This window comes from Pseudoalteromonas luteoviolacea CPMOR-1, from assembly GCF_001625685.1.
GTDB classification, from domain to species: Bacteria; Pseudomonadota; Gammaproteobacteria; order Enterobacterales; family Alteromonadaceae; genus Pseudoalteromonas; species Pseudoalteromonas luteoviolacea_K.
Map to the genome: position 1 here is coordinate 76,484 of NZ_AUYC01000051.1, position 15,751 is coordinate 92,234.

Genomic DNA, 15,751 nt, shown 5'->3' on the forward strand with positions numbered 1-15,751 from the left:
ATGAGTTACACAGCGACCTACCTGAGTAAAAATAAAACACACCCGCCGTTATTTTTACAAAAAATATACATTTATATATAGGACGAGTTTATTAAATCGTACTCGTCCTATTACAAAATACAAAAAAGGATTCTCATGTATAAGGTCAAAACTGCATTACTCGGTATGTCGTTGTTTGGATGTGCTACTCAAGCATATGCAGACGCAAATAGCTCTGAGTTTAATCGCTACGTAAATTTTAATTGGGGTGAGTGCCCTTCGACTTTTAAAACGCCAGATAATAGAAATCTATGTTCATTCGCAAAAGTCCCCGTTAACTGGGATAAACCAAATGACCAACTCATCGATATATTGGTTTCAAAATACCCAGCTAAAAACCCACATCCTAAAGGCCAAATATGGTTTTTACAAGGTGGTCCTGGTTATTCCGCCAGCTTTTACGCAACGCACTACGACACGACCCTCGCCCAGTACAAGCAAGATTATGATCTGTATATTCTTGAGCATAGAGGTGTTGGGTGGTCGACACATTTAGCTTGCCCAAATCAATTTGAAGGCGACTACGCAGCGTATCAACAAGCATGTTACGACGCACTGCATCAAACATGGCAAGACAACCTGTTTCACTTTAATACCACAGGCGCAGCCAAAGATTTAGCCTACTCAATAGATAAGAGTAAAACAACGAATTGGCTTCCTACCTATGTGTATGGGGCCTCATATGGCACGCTATGGGCGCAAAGGTTTACACAAGTTGCTCCCCAAGGCGCACAAGCACTCATCCTTGATTCCATTGTGCCATCCAAAGGATTTAGCCTTGATTTGTGGGACGAGAACTTTAATTTTATCTTTGATGAATTAGCGCAATACTGCAACCAAGATCCGCTATGCCAAAGTAAACTTGGCAATAACTCAGCAAAAGCCATCAAAGAACTGTTAAACAAGGTCTACTCACAATCACATTGTAGCGCCACCAAGTTTAACCAAGGTGCTTTGCAAACACTGTCGACTTTACTTTTAATGCGTTCTGTAGAGGGCGTATTGATGCCAACGTATTATCGGCTAGCTCGTTGTAATGAAGATGATGTGATTGCCTTGAATAACTTACACCAATTTCTCTTTGAAGGCGTCGGTCGTGAACTACTTGAAATCAAAGCAAAACATCCACTTAACTATTCTCAAGTCCTATCGAGCCTGATTGTACATAACGAGATCAGCCACGAGCAACGATCACTTACAGAGCGCATCGAGTTCTGTAAAGATGCAGTGTCATGTATTCCTTCCGACTTGCTGTACGCGCGTTATATTCAAAAAGGAGTTTGGGGTAATAAATATAACAACCAATTTGTATATCAAAGCGTCCATCATTACATGCCTACTTTGGTTCTGAACGGAGACTTAGATCCGCAAACACCACATAGCTATGCATATGATTTTATGCGTACATTTACCAATGTTAATCAACGCTATGTCGAGTTTCCTCAAACAGCTCATGCGGTTATTTTCGAGTCACCCGCAGATACTGATACAGGCAACAACTGTGGGGTCGATGTGATGCAGAGTTTTTTAAACAATATATGGGAACAACCCAATACAGACTGCATTGAGCACCTCAATGGACTAAGTTTCAACTTATCTGCATTTGAAAGTAAGGTGTTATTTGGTGCTAATGATGCCTATGAAGGTCGTGCACAAGCAATAACTCTTGAATCACTGAAGCAATTAAAGCGCGAAAACCCAGCGCTATTTAAAGCCCATAGTGATACCTTCATGCGCTTAGCTGATTTTTAAGATAACACGTTACGCTTGAGATAATACTCAATCAAGGCGTCAGTTAGGCGCCTTTGTCATCACTTGCCGCCTTGTTGTTCACTTGTTTGCATTGCTGACAACAAGTGGTCATGTTTACGACCCCAAGAATATGTTTTTTCGAGTCACAACTACCAGCGCTCTAGAGCGTGTTTGATTCGTTTACATGGTTACCTTTTGGCATATCAGAATGTTTAGGCGCTTATTTTCAGTGGCTGCCTTCTCTTCATTCGATTGCACAAGTGAGAGATAAAATAACCCTATATTTTCAGCGATGGGATAGCATAATGTTACTTTGCGTTACAAAATACCGGCTCACTCATCGTATAAACCGTTCTATATTTTTCCTTAGCATTTATACTCTGGGTGATGTGAGTAAAATATGTGCGTATAACAATGAAAACGATGAACTATTTAGCGAGTATCTTCATCGCAGCTAATGCGATGATTACTGCCGTATCAGCAAATGAAAAAGTAGAGCAAGTCTTTAAAAACAATTGCGCCTCATGCCATGGTGCGCAGTTGCAAGGAGCGATGGCAAGCTCATTATTAGATAACCAATGGATAAGTGATGGCTCAGATGACGCGCTAACCAAAGCGATAACACATGGTATTCTTGACCGTGGTATGCCAGCATTTGGACACGCACTATCTGAAGAAACTATCCGTACTTTAGTAGTTTATATAAGAGAGACAAGTTACAACGTCGACACAGCAAAAATACAGACACCAACCTTAAGTAAACAATTTAAGACAAACCTTCATAACGTCAATACCCGAGAAGTCCTTTCAACGAGCGGTATAATTTGGGCGATGGATTTTCTGCCCGATGGAAGCTTATTATACACGCTTAGAGAAGGAGAACTGTGGCTCCAATCTCCTGAAGGAAAGCGTATAAAAATTGCCAATACTCCAGATGTTTGGCATCGCGGACAGGGCGGTTTACTGGACGTTTTGCCAGATCCTAATTATGAAAAAAATGGCTGGATTTATTTGTCATACAGCAAAAAAACAGGCCAAAATGCCTCAGGCAAAGACATTGGTATCACGGCTGTGGTGAGAGGCAAAATTAAAGATGGTAAGTGGGCAGAACAACAAACATTGTTTGAAGCACCAAATCATACCCACAAAAATAGGGGCTGGCACTTTGGTTCTCGGTTTGCGATTGACGGACCCTATCTTTTCTTTACCAATGGCGATGAGGGCCATCAAGATGATGCGCAAAGTTTAAAAACGCAAAATGGCAAAGTGCATCGCATTTACAAAGATGGACGCATTCCCAAAGATAACCCCTTTTACAATCAAAAAGACAGTATCAAGACTATCTGGACTTATGGTAACCGTAATCCACAAGGTCTTGTGATCCATCCTCAGACACGTCAATTGTGGTCCACAGAACATGGACCACGGGGCGGCGATGAACTAAACCTCATTACCAAAGGGGTGAATTACGGCTGGCCAACAGTAACATATGGTATGAATTACGATGGTTCTCCAATCACGCAACATACTGACTTACCAGGAATGCAGCTCCCTGTACACCAATGGACCCCTTCTATTGCCGTTGCGGGTATGAATTTTTATACCGGTGAGCAATTTAAAAATTGGCAAGGCGATTTATTCGTCGGTAGCCTAGCGAAAAAACAACTACATCGTCTTAGAATTAAAAATAACCGTGTGATTGAAGACGAGATCATATTAAAAGGACTGGGGCGGATCAGAGACGTCGTTACTGCACCATCAGGGGAGTTATTTATTACTATCAACGACCGTAAAAGTAACCAAAGCAAGGTCGTTGCGCTCAGTGCAGTAAAATAACTCACTAATGCAGCGGTATCGTTGTTACCGCTGCATCACCCAACTGATAAAATAAAGGTAAGCTCAAGGTGCGTTTGAGAATATTATGGGCATGGCACCAATACTAGTCGTGTCTTGAAGACAATTTAAAAAAGGACGCTGAGGCACGCAACCTGTTAGACAGTGCAACCACACTTTTTACTGAGTTTGATAAATCATTACTCGCTTCAGTTGAGCGTTTTGAAGCAGTATCAACAGCCTCGACAGTTTGATTAATTTGATTCAGACCCACTTCCTGTTGCTTTGAAATCTCCATTATATTTTGTACTAGATTTGACGTTTTATTGGCTGCTGGGATAATCGTTTCTAATTGAGCCCCTGCATTTTCGGCCAAATTAACACTATCTGACGCGCTGGTGCCAATGCGCTCCGATGCATTTTGACAACGCTCAGCGAGCTTGCGAACTTCACTCGCCACAACTGCGAACCCCTTGCCATGTTCACCTGCACGGGACGCTTCAATGGTTGCATTTAACGCTAGTAAGTTAGTTTGATAGGCAATTTCATCGATGATTTTGACTTGTTCTGCTATCGTCTTCATCGCCTCTATGGTTGTTTTCACTTTTTGCCCACCATCATTGGCTTCTTTCGCTGTATTGATGGCCACTTGCTCGGTAGCCAACGCATATTCACTATTAGATTTTATCGAGTCACTGATAGTTATCACCGCATGTTTTGTATCAGCAACGCTGCGCTCTTGAGACGCGGCGGTCGCTTCCATCTCTTTTGCAGTGCGAATGACTAATGAAGAGAACTGTTCAAGCGCGGCTGCACTTTGTTTAACCTCATAAATAACTGCTTTAAACTGTTCCGCCATATCTGTTAAAGCCTTCATTAATTTGGCCGTTTCGCTATGACCTGCTACTTTTTTCTTCAGATGAAGGTGACCTTTAGCTAAGGCATTTGCGATTGAAACAGCTTCATTAATAGGCGCTGTGATTGAACGTGAAATCAGCAGTGCAAGTGCAATGGCAATCACTAAACTCAATACACTCACAGATATCACAAACTGTTGTGATACCTTATTATCTTTTTGTAGTACTGGACCCATCAAGTCTTGCTTATCTTTGATAGATAACTTCAGTGACTCAATTTTATTTGCCGCTTGTTGACCAATAACATCTAGTTTTTCCCGCTTCAATCTGTTTCGAGAATTTATCACGCTCACTAACTCTGTAAACTGGTTCATATACCTGGGAGCTAATCGACGAACATTGGTAAAGTGGCGTCTTCTGGTATCATCTTGCAGTTGGTCATCTAACGCTTTTATATTCACGATAAATGCCCCATATTCTTGATTGACCTTTTCTACATCTTCACTGTCATTACTGTCTAAAAATTTAATCACATGGAGTCTGACCAATAACAGGTTTCGCAGTGCCAATGAAGCATAAAAGGCCGCCTCCATATCGTTATCTTGGCGTGCGCTGAGCAAAATACTCGACAAGTCTTGCTCCATAAGGGGGCCCATTTTATTGAGCTGTTCATGCACAATCGCATTGCGCTGGGCTATTTTTTCTTCAACTTTTTGAAAGGTATTTGCATATTGGTTGGCAAGTTTTTCAACGTCAATGAAAGTCTGTATCTGTTCGTTGCTGATTGCGTCTTGATGGGCTTTTTCTAGCAACTCATTGAGGGTTTCCATTCTTGTTCGCTCTTCTTGCAATGCGATATGGCTACCCGTATTGATATAATGTAGCGCAGCTATTCTTAGGGTCAGCAAATTGGCTTGTATACGCCCTGCATTATTGGTATTTCTCGCCAGTGAACGATAATCACTGAACCCGTCAGCCGCGGTATTAAGCGCTTGAATTGAAACTAAAGTAGCACAACTAAACACAAGTAATAATACACAAAACCCTACACCTAATCGACTCGATATTTTTAGCTGCGCAAACATATCAACCTTCTGGTACTATCCATACCCTCGATACACGATTCTAAAAATATAATACAACTGCTAAGTATTGCTGCCTTTTGTTGTCAAAAACTCATCAAATATCATTTCAAGCTTTTATACTAGAAAAGAATATTGCCTAACATAGGCCATCTACCAACCTAACTTCTGGCGTTTCTATATCAATAACAAGCCTTTCGGTTGGTGCTAATATGGTTGCGATACCAAACACCACTTCTTCATTTTTTTGGTTCGTACATTGGCAATCAATCGTTAAAAAGCCATGGTTGTAATCTTTATCAACCACAGTGACTTTGGTGGTGATCACATCACCCACTTTGACTGGTGCAACGAATTTGAGATCTTGAGAAAGATATACCGAACCGGGGCCCGGCAGCTTTGTGCCTATGACAGCTGATATTTGCGCCGCACTCCACATACCATGCGCAACAATACCGTGAAATGGAGTCTGAACCGCATAGTCTTGGTTTAAATGAACTGGGTTACAGTCTCCAGTTAATGCCGCGAAGCCTGCAATATCGCTCATTTTAACGTGGCGGGTAAGCGCTGCGCTTTGGCCTATTTCAATATCTTCAAAGACTGTATTTTTTAATTTCATCGTTTAACCCGTCACATGATAGCCATTATCAACATATATCGTGCTCCCCGTCACAGCTTGCGACAGATCACTCACTAAATACATTGCTGTTTTTGCCACATCCTCGCTGGATAAATCCCTTTGTAAGGGTGAACCTGCATGGCTTTTTTCAATTAATTGCTCAAAGTTTTTGAGCCCTGATGCAGCTCTGGTTTTAATAGGACCAGCTGAAATCGCGTTTACCCTGCACCCTATTCCACCTAGTTCCATTGCTAAATATCGAACACTTGAATCTAGCGCAGATTTAACAGGCCCCATCACGTTATAATTTTGAATCGCTCTTTGTGAGCCCAAATAAGACATTGTCACAACGCTTGCCTGCGCATTCAGTATGTTTTCAAATTTACTGACTAAGCGCACCAAAGAGAAGCACGACACCTCAATTGCCTCTTGAAAGCCCGTCTGGCTGCAATCGATTAAACGGCCATGCAAATCGGCCATCGGCGCAAATGCGATTGAATGGACAATGAAATCAATTGGGCCCAAATGAGACTCTGCGATCGCCAATAAACGACTGATTGAGGACTCATCAGACAGATCACAACACACCAATGACACACCTTCTAAGGTACTTTGCAGCGGCAAAACAAATCTCGCCGCAGACTCATTTGCATATGTTGCGATGACTTTCGCCCCCGAATCATTGAATAGTTTGGCACATGCATAGGCCAAACTATGCTCATTCGCAATTCCGACAACCACCCCTTGTTTACCGGATAAGTCCATCATACTGTGCATTGCTTAATATCCTTCTTCACTAAACACTCAGTCCACATCTGCATCATAAAAGTCAGACTTTTCATAAATAAGACAACGTGCAAAATAAGTTAATTAAATTGAGTATTTAAAACTGCCAGGAGTTAGGACCCGTTGTAACACCTATTTAGTTGAATAAACGGGCGATAACCATCTCATTAAATGTTAATTAAAGACATTGCTACGCGCTATAAAAACTAAATTTGTGCATGCAAATCAACCACATCAATCCCAACAAACACAACAATCACTCTTCTACAAATAGAGAATAACGCAATAAAAACACCAAAAAAGAACTAAAAAATAAACTTAAACTTACTTACTAGCATAGTTATTCGGCAAACCTCTCAAAACCCAGCCAAACATTGTCCCAAATAGAAAAACAAATATTAACCTCGACTTTATTCTTTACATTAAGGAAACAATAGGTATGATGCCCCACTGAATTTAGTACCTAAATCAAGTAAGGAAATCATGAAACTTATCCCTCTTGCGCTTTCTGCCGCGTTTTTATCTACAACTGTCCATGCAAATGATAACTTTAACTTTGATTACATCGGCGCAGGCCATGCAAAGTTTAAAATGGAAGTGCTAGATACAGATGTAAGCCTAAAAGGCTATGCTATTGAAGGCAGCAACCAAGTTAATGAAAACTGGGTCATTTCTGCTCAATATCTAAAAACATCTGATGAGCAGAGCTTCAATACTGTCAATGAAGCTGCAAACACGGTTGCACTGCATACTTTCGATCAAGACGTTAATGCGACTCAGTGGAATGTCAATGCTGCATACCTTGTTGACCTAGAAGAAAATGCGCTGCTAGAGTTCAAAAGCTCTATCGGCAGAATTGATTACAATGAAAAAATGCTCAGCTATGAGCGTGTTGTAGATACTCACGCTGATCACACGTATGGCGACTTACTTCAGTATTCAGCTGAAGCACACACCAGTGTGTTTGGTTTTGACGCCAACTATCATATTAATCTGCACGGTAACTTTACTGCGATTTTAGGGCTTGGCTACCAACACTTAAAAGATGCTCAAGAAAAAAATGAGTTGGCTATTAAGTTCGAATTACAATATGAAATCACTGACAGTTTGTCACTAAGCGCTCGCTATCAAAATGCGGATGTTTACGAAAATCACTTCGTAACGCTAAGATATAACTTCTAATGCTGATGTCGGTGGGGCCTATCACCCCACCCTTTTTTAAAATCGATTATTCAGCTTTCTTATCGATAATATGAACATCTCTTTGTGGGTAAGGAATAGAAACATTTGCGCCGTCCAGCGCAGGCTTGATAGCGCGATTTGTTGCAAAATAAACATCCCAATAAACATCTGTTTTACACCAAACCCAAACAGCTAAATCAATCGAGTTATCACCGTAACCAACCACGCCAACAAACGGGGCTGGATCCTGTAAGATGCGCTCATCATTTTTAGCCATCTCTAATAAAGCGCGCTCTGCATCATCAACACTGTTGTTATAGCTAATGCCCACAGACAGATCGACGCGCCGAATAGGTTCGTGCGTGACGTTATTAATTTGCTCACCAGCCAATGGGCCATTTGGTAATATAATTCTGCGGTTGTCTAACGTGGTTAAAAAAGTACAAAAAACATCAATGGCTTCAACAACCCCCTCCTCACCTTGTGCAACAATATAGTCTCCCACTTTAAACGGCTTAAAGATAAGGATCAAAACCCCCCCAGCAAAGTTAGAAAGACTGCCCTGTAGCGCAAGCCCGACTGCAAGGCCTGCTGCACCTAATATGGCAATAAAGGATGTCGTTTTAACACCCAACATTGAAATAACCGATATAAACAAACAAGCTTTGAGTAAAACGGTCGCTACACTGCTCAACCACTTTCGTAACGAGATGTTGAAATCTCGCTTTTCAAGCAAGTAGTCAATCGCTTTGCCAACGAGTGAAATCAGCCATAAACCGACAATCAGAGTAATAATGGCAAGTGCTAACTTTGGCGCAAAGTTAATCACGTGCTCAACCACTAAATCCATCACCTTTTGTGGATCAATCGAAGATGTGTCCATAAAAAACCTCATTAATTAAACCTTAAGGACTAAGCTTAGTTAAAAAAATGAGTGTCAATATGAATATTTATTAAATTTACGTAGAAAAAGCATGATCATTCTCTGAACACCAGCCATACGCTCAGGTTAATGGGCGCGCTCTGACCCGCTAACGAGATAAAAGTCGTTACTTCAACACGGTTTGTTTAGCTCATTTTAAATAATATTTATAGCAATAAGAGCACAATGACTGTGAGTTTGAAGGCCTATATTGAACAGTTTTTTTTATCACACTTATCAATCATACCCGTCTAGGTGTAATCGACTGTAATTTTTCACGTTACAGATACGTGCAAAAATATTAACAATAATTAATTACCGTCTGAGAATATTATGTCCAATAATTATCCAATTGTACTTGGCTGGTTACGAAGAAAGTGGCCTTGAATTGTATCTATACTGATCGTAGTTGCTGCTACGGCACTGGTGATCCGTACTACATCAGCTCTGAATGAGCTAAAATTTGCACTAACTCCGCCTCAGCTGCCTGAATATCAACATTTAGACACTAAGTTTATTAACCAGACTGGATGGTCAGACACACAATACCATGATCAGCAATGGCCTTATCATGCCTCTCAAGGCACAGCAACTCTGCCTATACCATATGAATGGTTAATAGCATTAGAGGCACCTAAAGACACGCCTTGGTTCATTTTATTTGGAAAAGAAAAAGCCTTTCTCAGTGAGTACATTTATCGTTTAGGTTTCATCAACTTAAATCAAGAAAAAGAAACAAGCGAGGTACAATTGCCTTTAGGCCTAGCAAAAACCGCCAGTATTCCCATGCCAGGCCTCAACCGAAAAGCGACTGCGGTTGGGTTTACCTGCACAGCCTGCCATACGGGGCAATTTACCTACCAGAATACTCGCTATGTCATTGATGGGGGACCTGCAATGACTGACTTGGGATTGCTCACTAAGTCTTTAGGCGCAGCCATTGGACAAACGGTGCTATCGAGTAAACTTACGCCGTTTGATGGCCGCTTCGAGCGCTTTGCCCAAAAAGTATTGGGCAGTAATTACAACGTTGTCACCAAAGCTCAACTCAAAAATGCACTCACTACGACCGTCGCAAAGCTTGCTAAAGGCCAAGATACCATCAATGTTACTGAAGGATTTACACGACTCGATGCACTTAACCGGATAGGCAACAAAGTATTTGCTGACAATATGGACAGACCAGAAAACTATAACCCCATTGAAGCGCCTGTGAATTATCCGCACATCTGGACCACATCTTGGTTTGACTGGGTTCAATATGACGGCTCAATTATGCAGCCACTTATTCGTAATGCAGGCGAAGCGCTTGGTGTGGCCGCTTATGTCGATATGCAAATTCCAACTAGCCCATTACAACAACCTGCAACTTTTGCAAGTTCTATCCCGATCAAATCATTGTATGACATTGAACAATGGTTAGCAGGTGAATACCCACTTCGAGATTACAAGCCAGGGGAACTCGGAAACATCAATGGTCTAAGAGCTCCTAAGTGGCCAAACAGTTTACCTAAAATCGACGAAAAATTAGCAGCCATAGGCAAAAAATTGTATGCAAAAAACTGTCAAAGTTGTCACCTACCGCCCATGGATAGCCCTCAATTTTGGCAGAAACACTGGGAAAAAATCAGCTATGAAGAACAGGGGGAAGTGAAACAGACTGATTGGAAATATATCAAACTCCAACTGATCGACTTAGCATCCATAGGGACAGATCCTGCACAAGCACAAGTCCTCCCTAATCGTACCGTCAACACCAAAGAGCTGGGCCTTAATACAGATGTATGTGTGTACGTTGACAAAGAGCAGAGAACCAAAACAATGAAAAAAGACCTGCAATTTATCAACGTACAAGACAGCGCGACAAACAACTTTGCGCTTGCATTAGGCGCGGTAGTTGAGGAAACAAACCAACAATGGTTTAGACAAAACTACACTTCCGATGAGTGGCAACAAAAGCTCGAAGGCGGTAGACCAAATTGCCTGAAGCACAGCTTCGCGTATAAAGCACGTCCGTTAAATGGTATTTGGGCCACTGCACCATACTTACATAATGGGTCAGTACCAAGCTTATATAGCCTGCTATCTGAGCCCCATGAGAGACCTACCTTTGTCGAACTGGGTCGACTTGAATTTGACCCAATCAACGTCGGTGTATCACAGGGAAAGTATGTAAATGCGCTTAACCAACGTTCGAATTTACGACCTGCGAATCAAACAGATGATTACCAAAATGGATACTTTATTTTAGATACTCGCCAAGCGGGGAATCTCAATACTGGTCACGCGTTTACAAACGATCACTCCGTACCAGGGAAAATAGGTAGAAAGCTAAATCATGAAGAAAAAATGGCCTTGATAGAATATTTAAAAACCCTTTAAAGGCCTGCAAGTGCATATTCTGTGGAATATGCACTCATTCTCATTTTTTCACACCCATAACTCGCTTTCGCCAAGCAAACTGTTTGCGAAAGCGACTTGGCGTCATATTTTCATGTTTCTTATAAAACTGATTGAAATACGCACTACTGTTAAACCCACACTGCTGTGCGACCACACCGATAGGCAATGCCGTCGTCGCAAGTAAATGCCGAGCTCGCTTTAACCGCAATTGTTCACAATATTGCGAATAGCTCATGCCCAAGTTGTCTTTAAACACCCTTTTCAGTGTAGAGGTGCTTAAGTTGGCCTGTACCGCCAAATCTGAAAGGCTAGGAAAACAGGTTAAATCCTTGTTTAAAGCTTCCAAAATCGTTGTCACTCTCGCCCTGTGCCTGCTTGATACATTGATGGGCATCTCTTTTTCAATTTGCGCTCGCATTAAAAACGACAAAACCTCGCTGAGCAAAGTCAGTTTTTTAAGTGCAGGAGCACCCGCCATTTCTAGGAGTAAATTCTTAACTTTTAATGCACTTTCTAGAGAAAACACACAGCCATATTCGAGCCCATTTAACCATGTTTGGAGCGCTTCAAACTCATTAATATTCACTGCAAACAAATCTTTCGGCCAGAGCACAACCACAACATCACCAACCAATGCTTGTTGATCTTGATTATCCCATGTATGAGGCTCACCAGGCAGGATCAGTGCGAGATCAACCGCTTCAAAGACGTGAACATCATCTGCAATAAACCGCTTACCTGTGGCCCCCAGAGTGAGGATCAGTTCATAGCAATCATGCTGATGCCATTCGAATAATAACGGACTTTGTTTGATATGCTTCACACTCACAGACTCATTAACACTGAAACGGATCGGAGCTGGTTTTATTTTATTTATGACCTTAAACCTAAAAAATTTGAGCTTATAGATAAAATTTAAGTGTGCATTTTTGGCAAAGTAAACGCAACTTAAATATTGGGATGTAAAGTAATGAATGTTGTATTCGACCTGGATGGTACGTTAATTTTTCAAGGCCAACCTATGCAAAAAGCAGTAACAGAAGCAATCCAAGCGATCGAACATCAAGGCGCAACGATTTACTTCGCTACAGCGCGACCTCTGAGGGATACGCTCCCTGTCCTTGATGAACACTTTTGGGAACACAACATCATTGGGTGCAATGGAGCAATGATCAGTAAAAACAAAGAAGTGACTCATGCTTTGCACTTTAGTAAGACGCAAATTATTCAGGTGCTAGAATGGCTAGACAGGGAGAAAATAGCCTACCTTTATGATGGCGTTGAAGAATATGCTATTTCAGACACCCCTCATCACTTTCATCAAGAAGTCAAAAAACTGGGCCGTGAGCCAGGTTGTAACCAAGCTCTCAGGCAACAGCCAATTGTAAAACTGCTCGTGCTCGAAGAGCATCGGCATGAAGAAGTCAAAGCGTACCTTAAAACCGTATTGGATGATTTCGATGTTTACCATCATAACGGCTATCATAGCTTTGATGTTGTTCCAAAGAATAGTAATAAGCTCAACGCGCTATTACGAATGGGCTTAGATATGAGCGAGACTATTTGTATGGGGAACGACCAAAATGATATCGCGATGCTAGAAGCGGCTAAAGCGGCCTACGTTGTCGGTGATTTAATCACCCTAAAGCGGACAAGTACACGAGTCAGCCAAGATACGTTGCTATCGCAGCTCAATGACATTGCCACATTAGTGAAGCAGTCTATTTAACTCGTAATGACTAGAGAGTGATATTAAGCACTCTCAACTAAATACACAGTGGGGATGGCTATACAGAGATGGTTCACTAATTGATTTATAAAGTGCTACTTATGACGTTTCTTTTAGCCCACTTGCTTTATTAAAAATGAAAACTGTACCCAAAGACACAAGCAGACATTCAATAATGTTCAAAAAGTAAACTTATCTAGCAATACACACGTATCACCAAGAAACCTAGATAGGAGGTTGTATGAGCCACTATGTCATTAAAGGTCACGACTACGAAGCGTTTCGTGATACACAAGACGAGCTAGAGTCCTTGCATGTTGATAACGAAGATGTGAGTGCAATTTGCGACGACAAGCCCCACCCTTTACATGATTGCTTAACAAACCATGTAGTACACCTTATGAAATCGGAGTTAATGGTACTGATCACTATCATGGTAGCAGCATATTGTGCTGTCTCATGGGTGCTGATCCCACCGGCAGCTGCGATAATAGGAACGATTATCTTAGGGATGTTCAGTCTTTGGGTGAGCGGTATGATTGGCACTGATTTAATCAGATATTACATGATGTGTAAGGATTCAACACATGGCGAACATCACCCACTGGTTTTGCATGTTGAAATTGATGACAGTCAGCAAGAGACCTTGAATAAAGTGATGCAAAAGCATCCTCAAATGAACTTGGAAAAACTTCAGTAAAGTCTGTGGCCTACATTCGTAGGCCACCCCACTGACTAACCTTGTACGTTCGCCGATAGTTCGTCTTCAGTGAACACAATGTCTTTACAGATGGATGGTAAATCTGTAGGTTTTAATCCGCCGGGCAAGTGCTTCAACTTTTCCACACTAATACCTGAGTTTATGGATAGTGTTGGCTGTGCGATGATGCTCGTTATCCAAGGTAAAAAGTATGACACTCTTGAATACACCTCTAAGCTCTCATATTTTTCAGAAGGTCCCCCCCCATAACGAGAGCTCAAGCCAACAACATAGTAACTATTTCCTTGTTTGAAATATGCAGGACCACCGCTGTCACCACCACCAGAGATCCCCTCCAAAGGTAATGCCTTGTTTCCTTTATCAAATTTAAATTTCAAAATGGGTCCTACGGCTTGTTCAACTCGGTTTTGGGCTTTTCTCAATACCCCTTTGTTTTCATAGTTATCAACAGTGATCCCAGTTATACCGTTGCCTGTTCCACCAATGCCGATAAACCAGATTAACTTCCCTGTTTCATCCTGTTCTTTATATAACTTTGCAGGTTGTACATATTTAACAGGCTCAGCGAGCTCAATCAACGCGATATCGTGGCTAACACCAGGGGTATGCTGAGGGTGCACATGTAAACGCTTAACAGTCGCACTCCCTTGGGTGGTTTTTATTTTGGTGCCTGGCTGCAAACAAAATGTGGTGTGCGCCGCAGTAATAATCCAATTTGGCTTAATGAACGAGCCATGTGCACCATCAATATAAAATGTTGCCAGTGCAGGAAAGTCGGCTGGCGCAGCTAGATAGTGTTTATCTTCAACATCATGGCGAGTAATGATGGCGTTTGCATGATAAGCAACAAGCATCAGCAAGAATAAAATATACTTCATACAGTCCCTTTATTATTTTTATAATATAGCTCAAGGTATCCTTAGACATGGTTAAACAGAATACACATTCTGAGACGTTACCGTATCAAGTGAATAGCCTATATCGCAACCATGGATATAAAATTAGGTTAACTGTTCACTTAAGTTGGCCAAGGAATTACCCTGTTAGAACAATAAAATTGACCGGGTATAAAACGGTAATGACGGCCTCCTTTGACCATGAAATCCGGCACATGGCCTTTAGAATTATAAATAAAGAGGACACTTAACTTACCATCGCTGTTTAATTCGGCAACGGGATTGAGTTGACCAGCATGCAAATAACTGCCGTTTTTCTACCCATCCACTTGCTGTGCATAAGTAGCGAACAAATATTGGTTTTATTAATGGGCCTGTGGGAATTGAAAAAGCCTCAAAGGGCTTCAGGATAATCAATAAATAGAGCTTATATTTGGTAACTCTTCCTCAAACTTATTCAAAAATAAATTTACAGCATCTATAAATTCATTGAGCTTAAAAATTGACGGAGAACTTATGCCCTCTACCCACCAAGGGGAAGACAAAGTAATATCATTATCAACTACGTCAGCCATAATGACAAAAGGCTCCTCATAATCCATCGACTCATGTATAAATGGCTTACATGGAAAATCTTTATTTAACCAATTGGACAGTTGTGCTGCAAACTCAGCTAAGCAGATATCGTCTTCACTAAAAATTAATCTCCCTTCATTTAATATCTGCAAACGACCATCAACTTGTGATAGAGCCATTTTCGTCAAAGGTTCTTCCGGCCTGTCGACTATTTGGAAATTTATTTCACAGGGCATGCTGTTCATATTTTACCATTCTCTCCTGCGGCAATCCGTAACGAAGTTTCATCTTTAAGTCCGACCTGCCGACCTAGGTCAGTAACGACTCGAAACTCTCCATCTGAATTAGACATAA

The 15,751-nt window shown here is 41.4% G+C and carries 13 protein-coding genes; 6 read left to right on the forward strand and 7 right to left on the reverse strand.

Features of this window, described 5'->3' with window-relative positions; genetic code table 11:
* The first annotated feature begins 135 nt into the window (after window positions 1-135).
* Entirely contained in the window at window positions 136-1,791 is a 1,656-nt protein-coding gene (locus N473_RS20280) for an alpha/beta hydrolase (RefSeq protein WP_063369502.1), read from the forward strand.
* A gap of 414 nt (window positions 1,792-2,205) precedes the next feature.
* Window positions 2,206-3,627, forward strand: a complete 1,422-nt coding sequence (locus N473_RS20285; protein WP_063369503.1) for a PQQ-dependent sugar dehydrogenase — start codon at window positions 2,206-2,208, stop codon at window positions 3,625-3,627.
* A gap of 103 nt (window positions 3,628-3,730) precedes the next feature.
* Here the strand turns inward: N473_RS20285 and N473_RS20290 are convergent, their stop codons facing one another.
* The 3 genes from N473_RS20290 to N473_RS20300 all read right to left on the reverse strand — a co-directional run bounded on the left by N473_RS20290 (window position 3,731) and on the right by N473_RS20300 (window position 6,959).
* A complete protein-coding gene (locus tag N473_RS20290; RefSeq protein ID WP_063369504.1) occupies window positions 3,731-5,566 on the reverse strand; it encodes a methyl-accepting chemotaxis protein in 1,836 nt (611 codons plus the stop codon).
* Between the two features lie 136 nt (window positions 5,567-5,702).
* The gene (locus N473_RS20295) at window positions 5,703-6,182 is read right to left on the reverse strand and encodes a MaoC/PaaZ C-terminal domain-containing protein (RefSeq protein ID WP_063369505.1); all 480 of its coding nucleotides are present in this window, start codon (window positions 6,180-6,182) and stop codon (window positions 5,703-5,705) included.
* A 3-nt stretch (window positions 6,183-6,185) separates the two neighbouring features.
* Window positions 6,186-6,959, reverse strand: a complete 774-nt coding sequence (locus tag N473_RS20300; protein WP_063369506.1) for an enoyl-ACP reductase FabI — start codon at window positions 6,957-6,959, stop codon at window positions 6,186-6,188.
* Between the two features lie 492 nt (window positions 6,960-7,451).
* Between N473_RS20300 and N473_RS20305 the strand changes: the two genes are divergently transcribed.
* Window positions 7,452-8,150 (forward strand): hypothetical protein, encoded by a 699-nt coding sequence (locus tag N473_RS20305; RefSeq protein WP_063369507.1) that lies wholly within the window; start codon window positions 7,452-7,454, stop codon window positions 8,148-8,150.
* 46 nt (window positions 8,151-8,196) lie between these two features.
* On the opposite strand, the gene N473_RS20310 is transcribed toward N473_RS20305, so the two are convergent.
* Window positions 8,197-9,033 carry a mechanosensitive ion channel family protein gene (locus N473_RS20310; protein ID WP_063369508.1) on the reverse strand — a complete coding sequence of 279 codons (837 nt, stop codon included), beginning with the start codon at window positions 9,031-9,033 and terminating at the stop codon, window positions 8,197-8,199.
* A 465-nt stretch (window positions 9,034-9,498) separates the two neighbouring features.
* On the opposite strand from N473_RS20310, the gene N473_RS20315 reads away from it, so the two are divergent.
* On the forward strand, window positions 9,499-11,454 hold the full coding sequence (locus tag N473_RS20315) for a c-type cytochrome (RefSeq protein WP_155735681.1): 1,956 nt from the start codon (window positions 9,499-9,501) through the stop codon (window positions 11,452-11,454).
* Window positions 11,455-11,494: 40 nt separating this feature from the next.
* Here the strand turns inward: N473_RS20315 and N473_RS20320 are convergent, their stop codons facing one another.
* On the reverse strand, window positions 11,495-12,298 hold the full coding sequence (locus N473_RS20320; protein WP_063369509.1) for a helix-turn-helix domain-containing protein: 804 nt from the start codon (window positions 12,296-12,298) through the stop codon (window positions 11,495-11,497).
* 147 nt (window positions 12,299-12,445) lie between these two features.
* Here N473_RS20320 and N473_RS20325 point away from each other — a divergent pair, with 147 nt between their 5' ends.
* Entirely contained in the window at window positions 12,446-13,204 is a 759-nt protein-coding gene (locus tag N473_RS20325; protein WP_063369510.1) for an HAD family hydrolase, read from the forward strand.
* A gap of 241 nt (window positions 13,205-13,445) precedes the next feature.
* Complete coding sequence (locus N473_RS20330) at window positions 13,446-13,904, forward strand: hypothetical protein (RefSeq protein ID WP_063369511.1); 459 nt, start codon at window positions 13,446-13,448, stop codon at window positions 13,902-13,904.
* A 35-nt stretch (window positions 13,905-13,939) separates the two neighbouring features.
* Here the strand turns inward: N473_RS20330 and N473_RS20335 are convergent, their stop codons facing one another.
* Both N473_RS20335 and N473_RS20340 read right to left on the reverse strand, forming a co-directional pair.
* A complete protein-coding gene (locus N473_RS20335; protein WP_063369512.1) occupies window positions 13,940-14,803 on the reverse strand; it encodes a trypsin-like serine protease in 864 nt (287 codons plus the stop codon).
* Window positions 14,804-15,234: 431 nt separating this feature from the next.
* A complete protein-coding gene (locus N473_RS20340; protein WP_063369513.1) occupies window positions 15,235-15,642 on the reverse strand; it encodes a hypothetical protein in 408 nt (135 codons plus the stop codon).
* Between the last annotated feature and the right edge of the window lie 109 nt (window positions 15,643-15,751).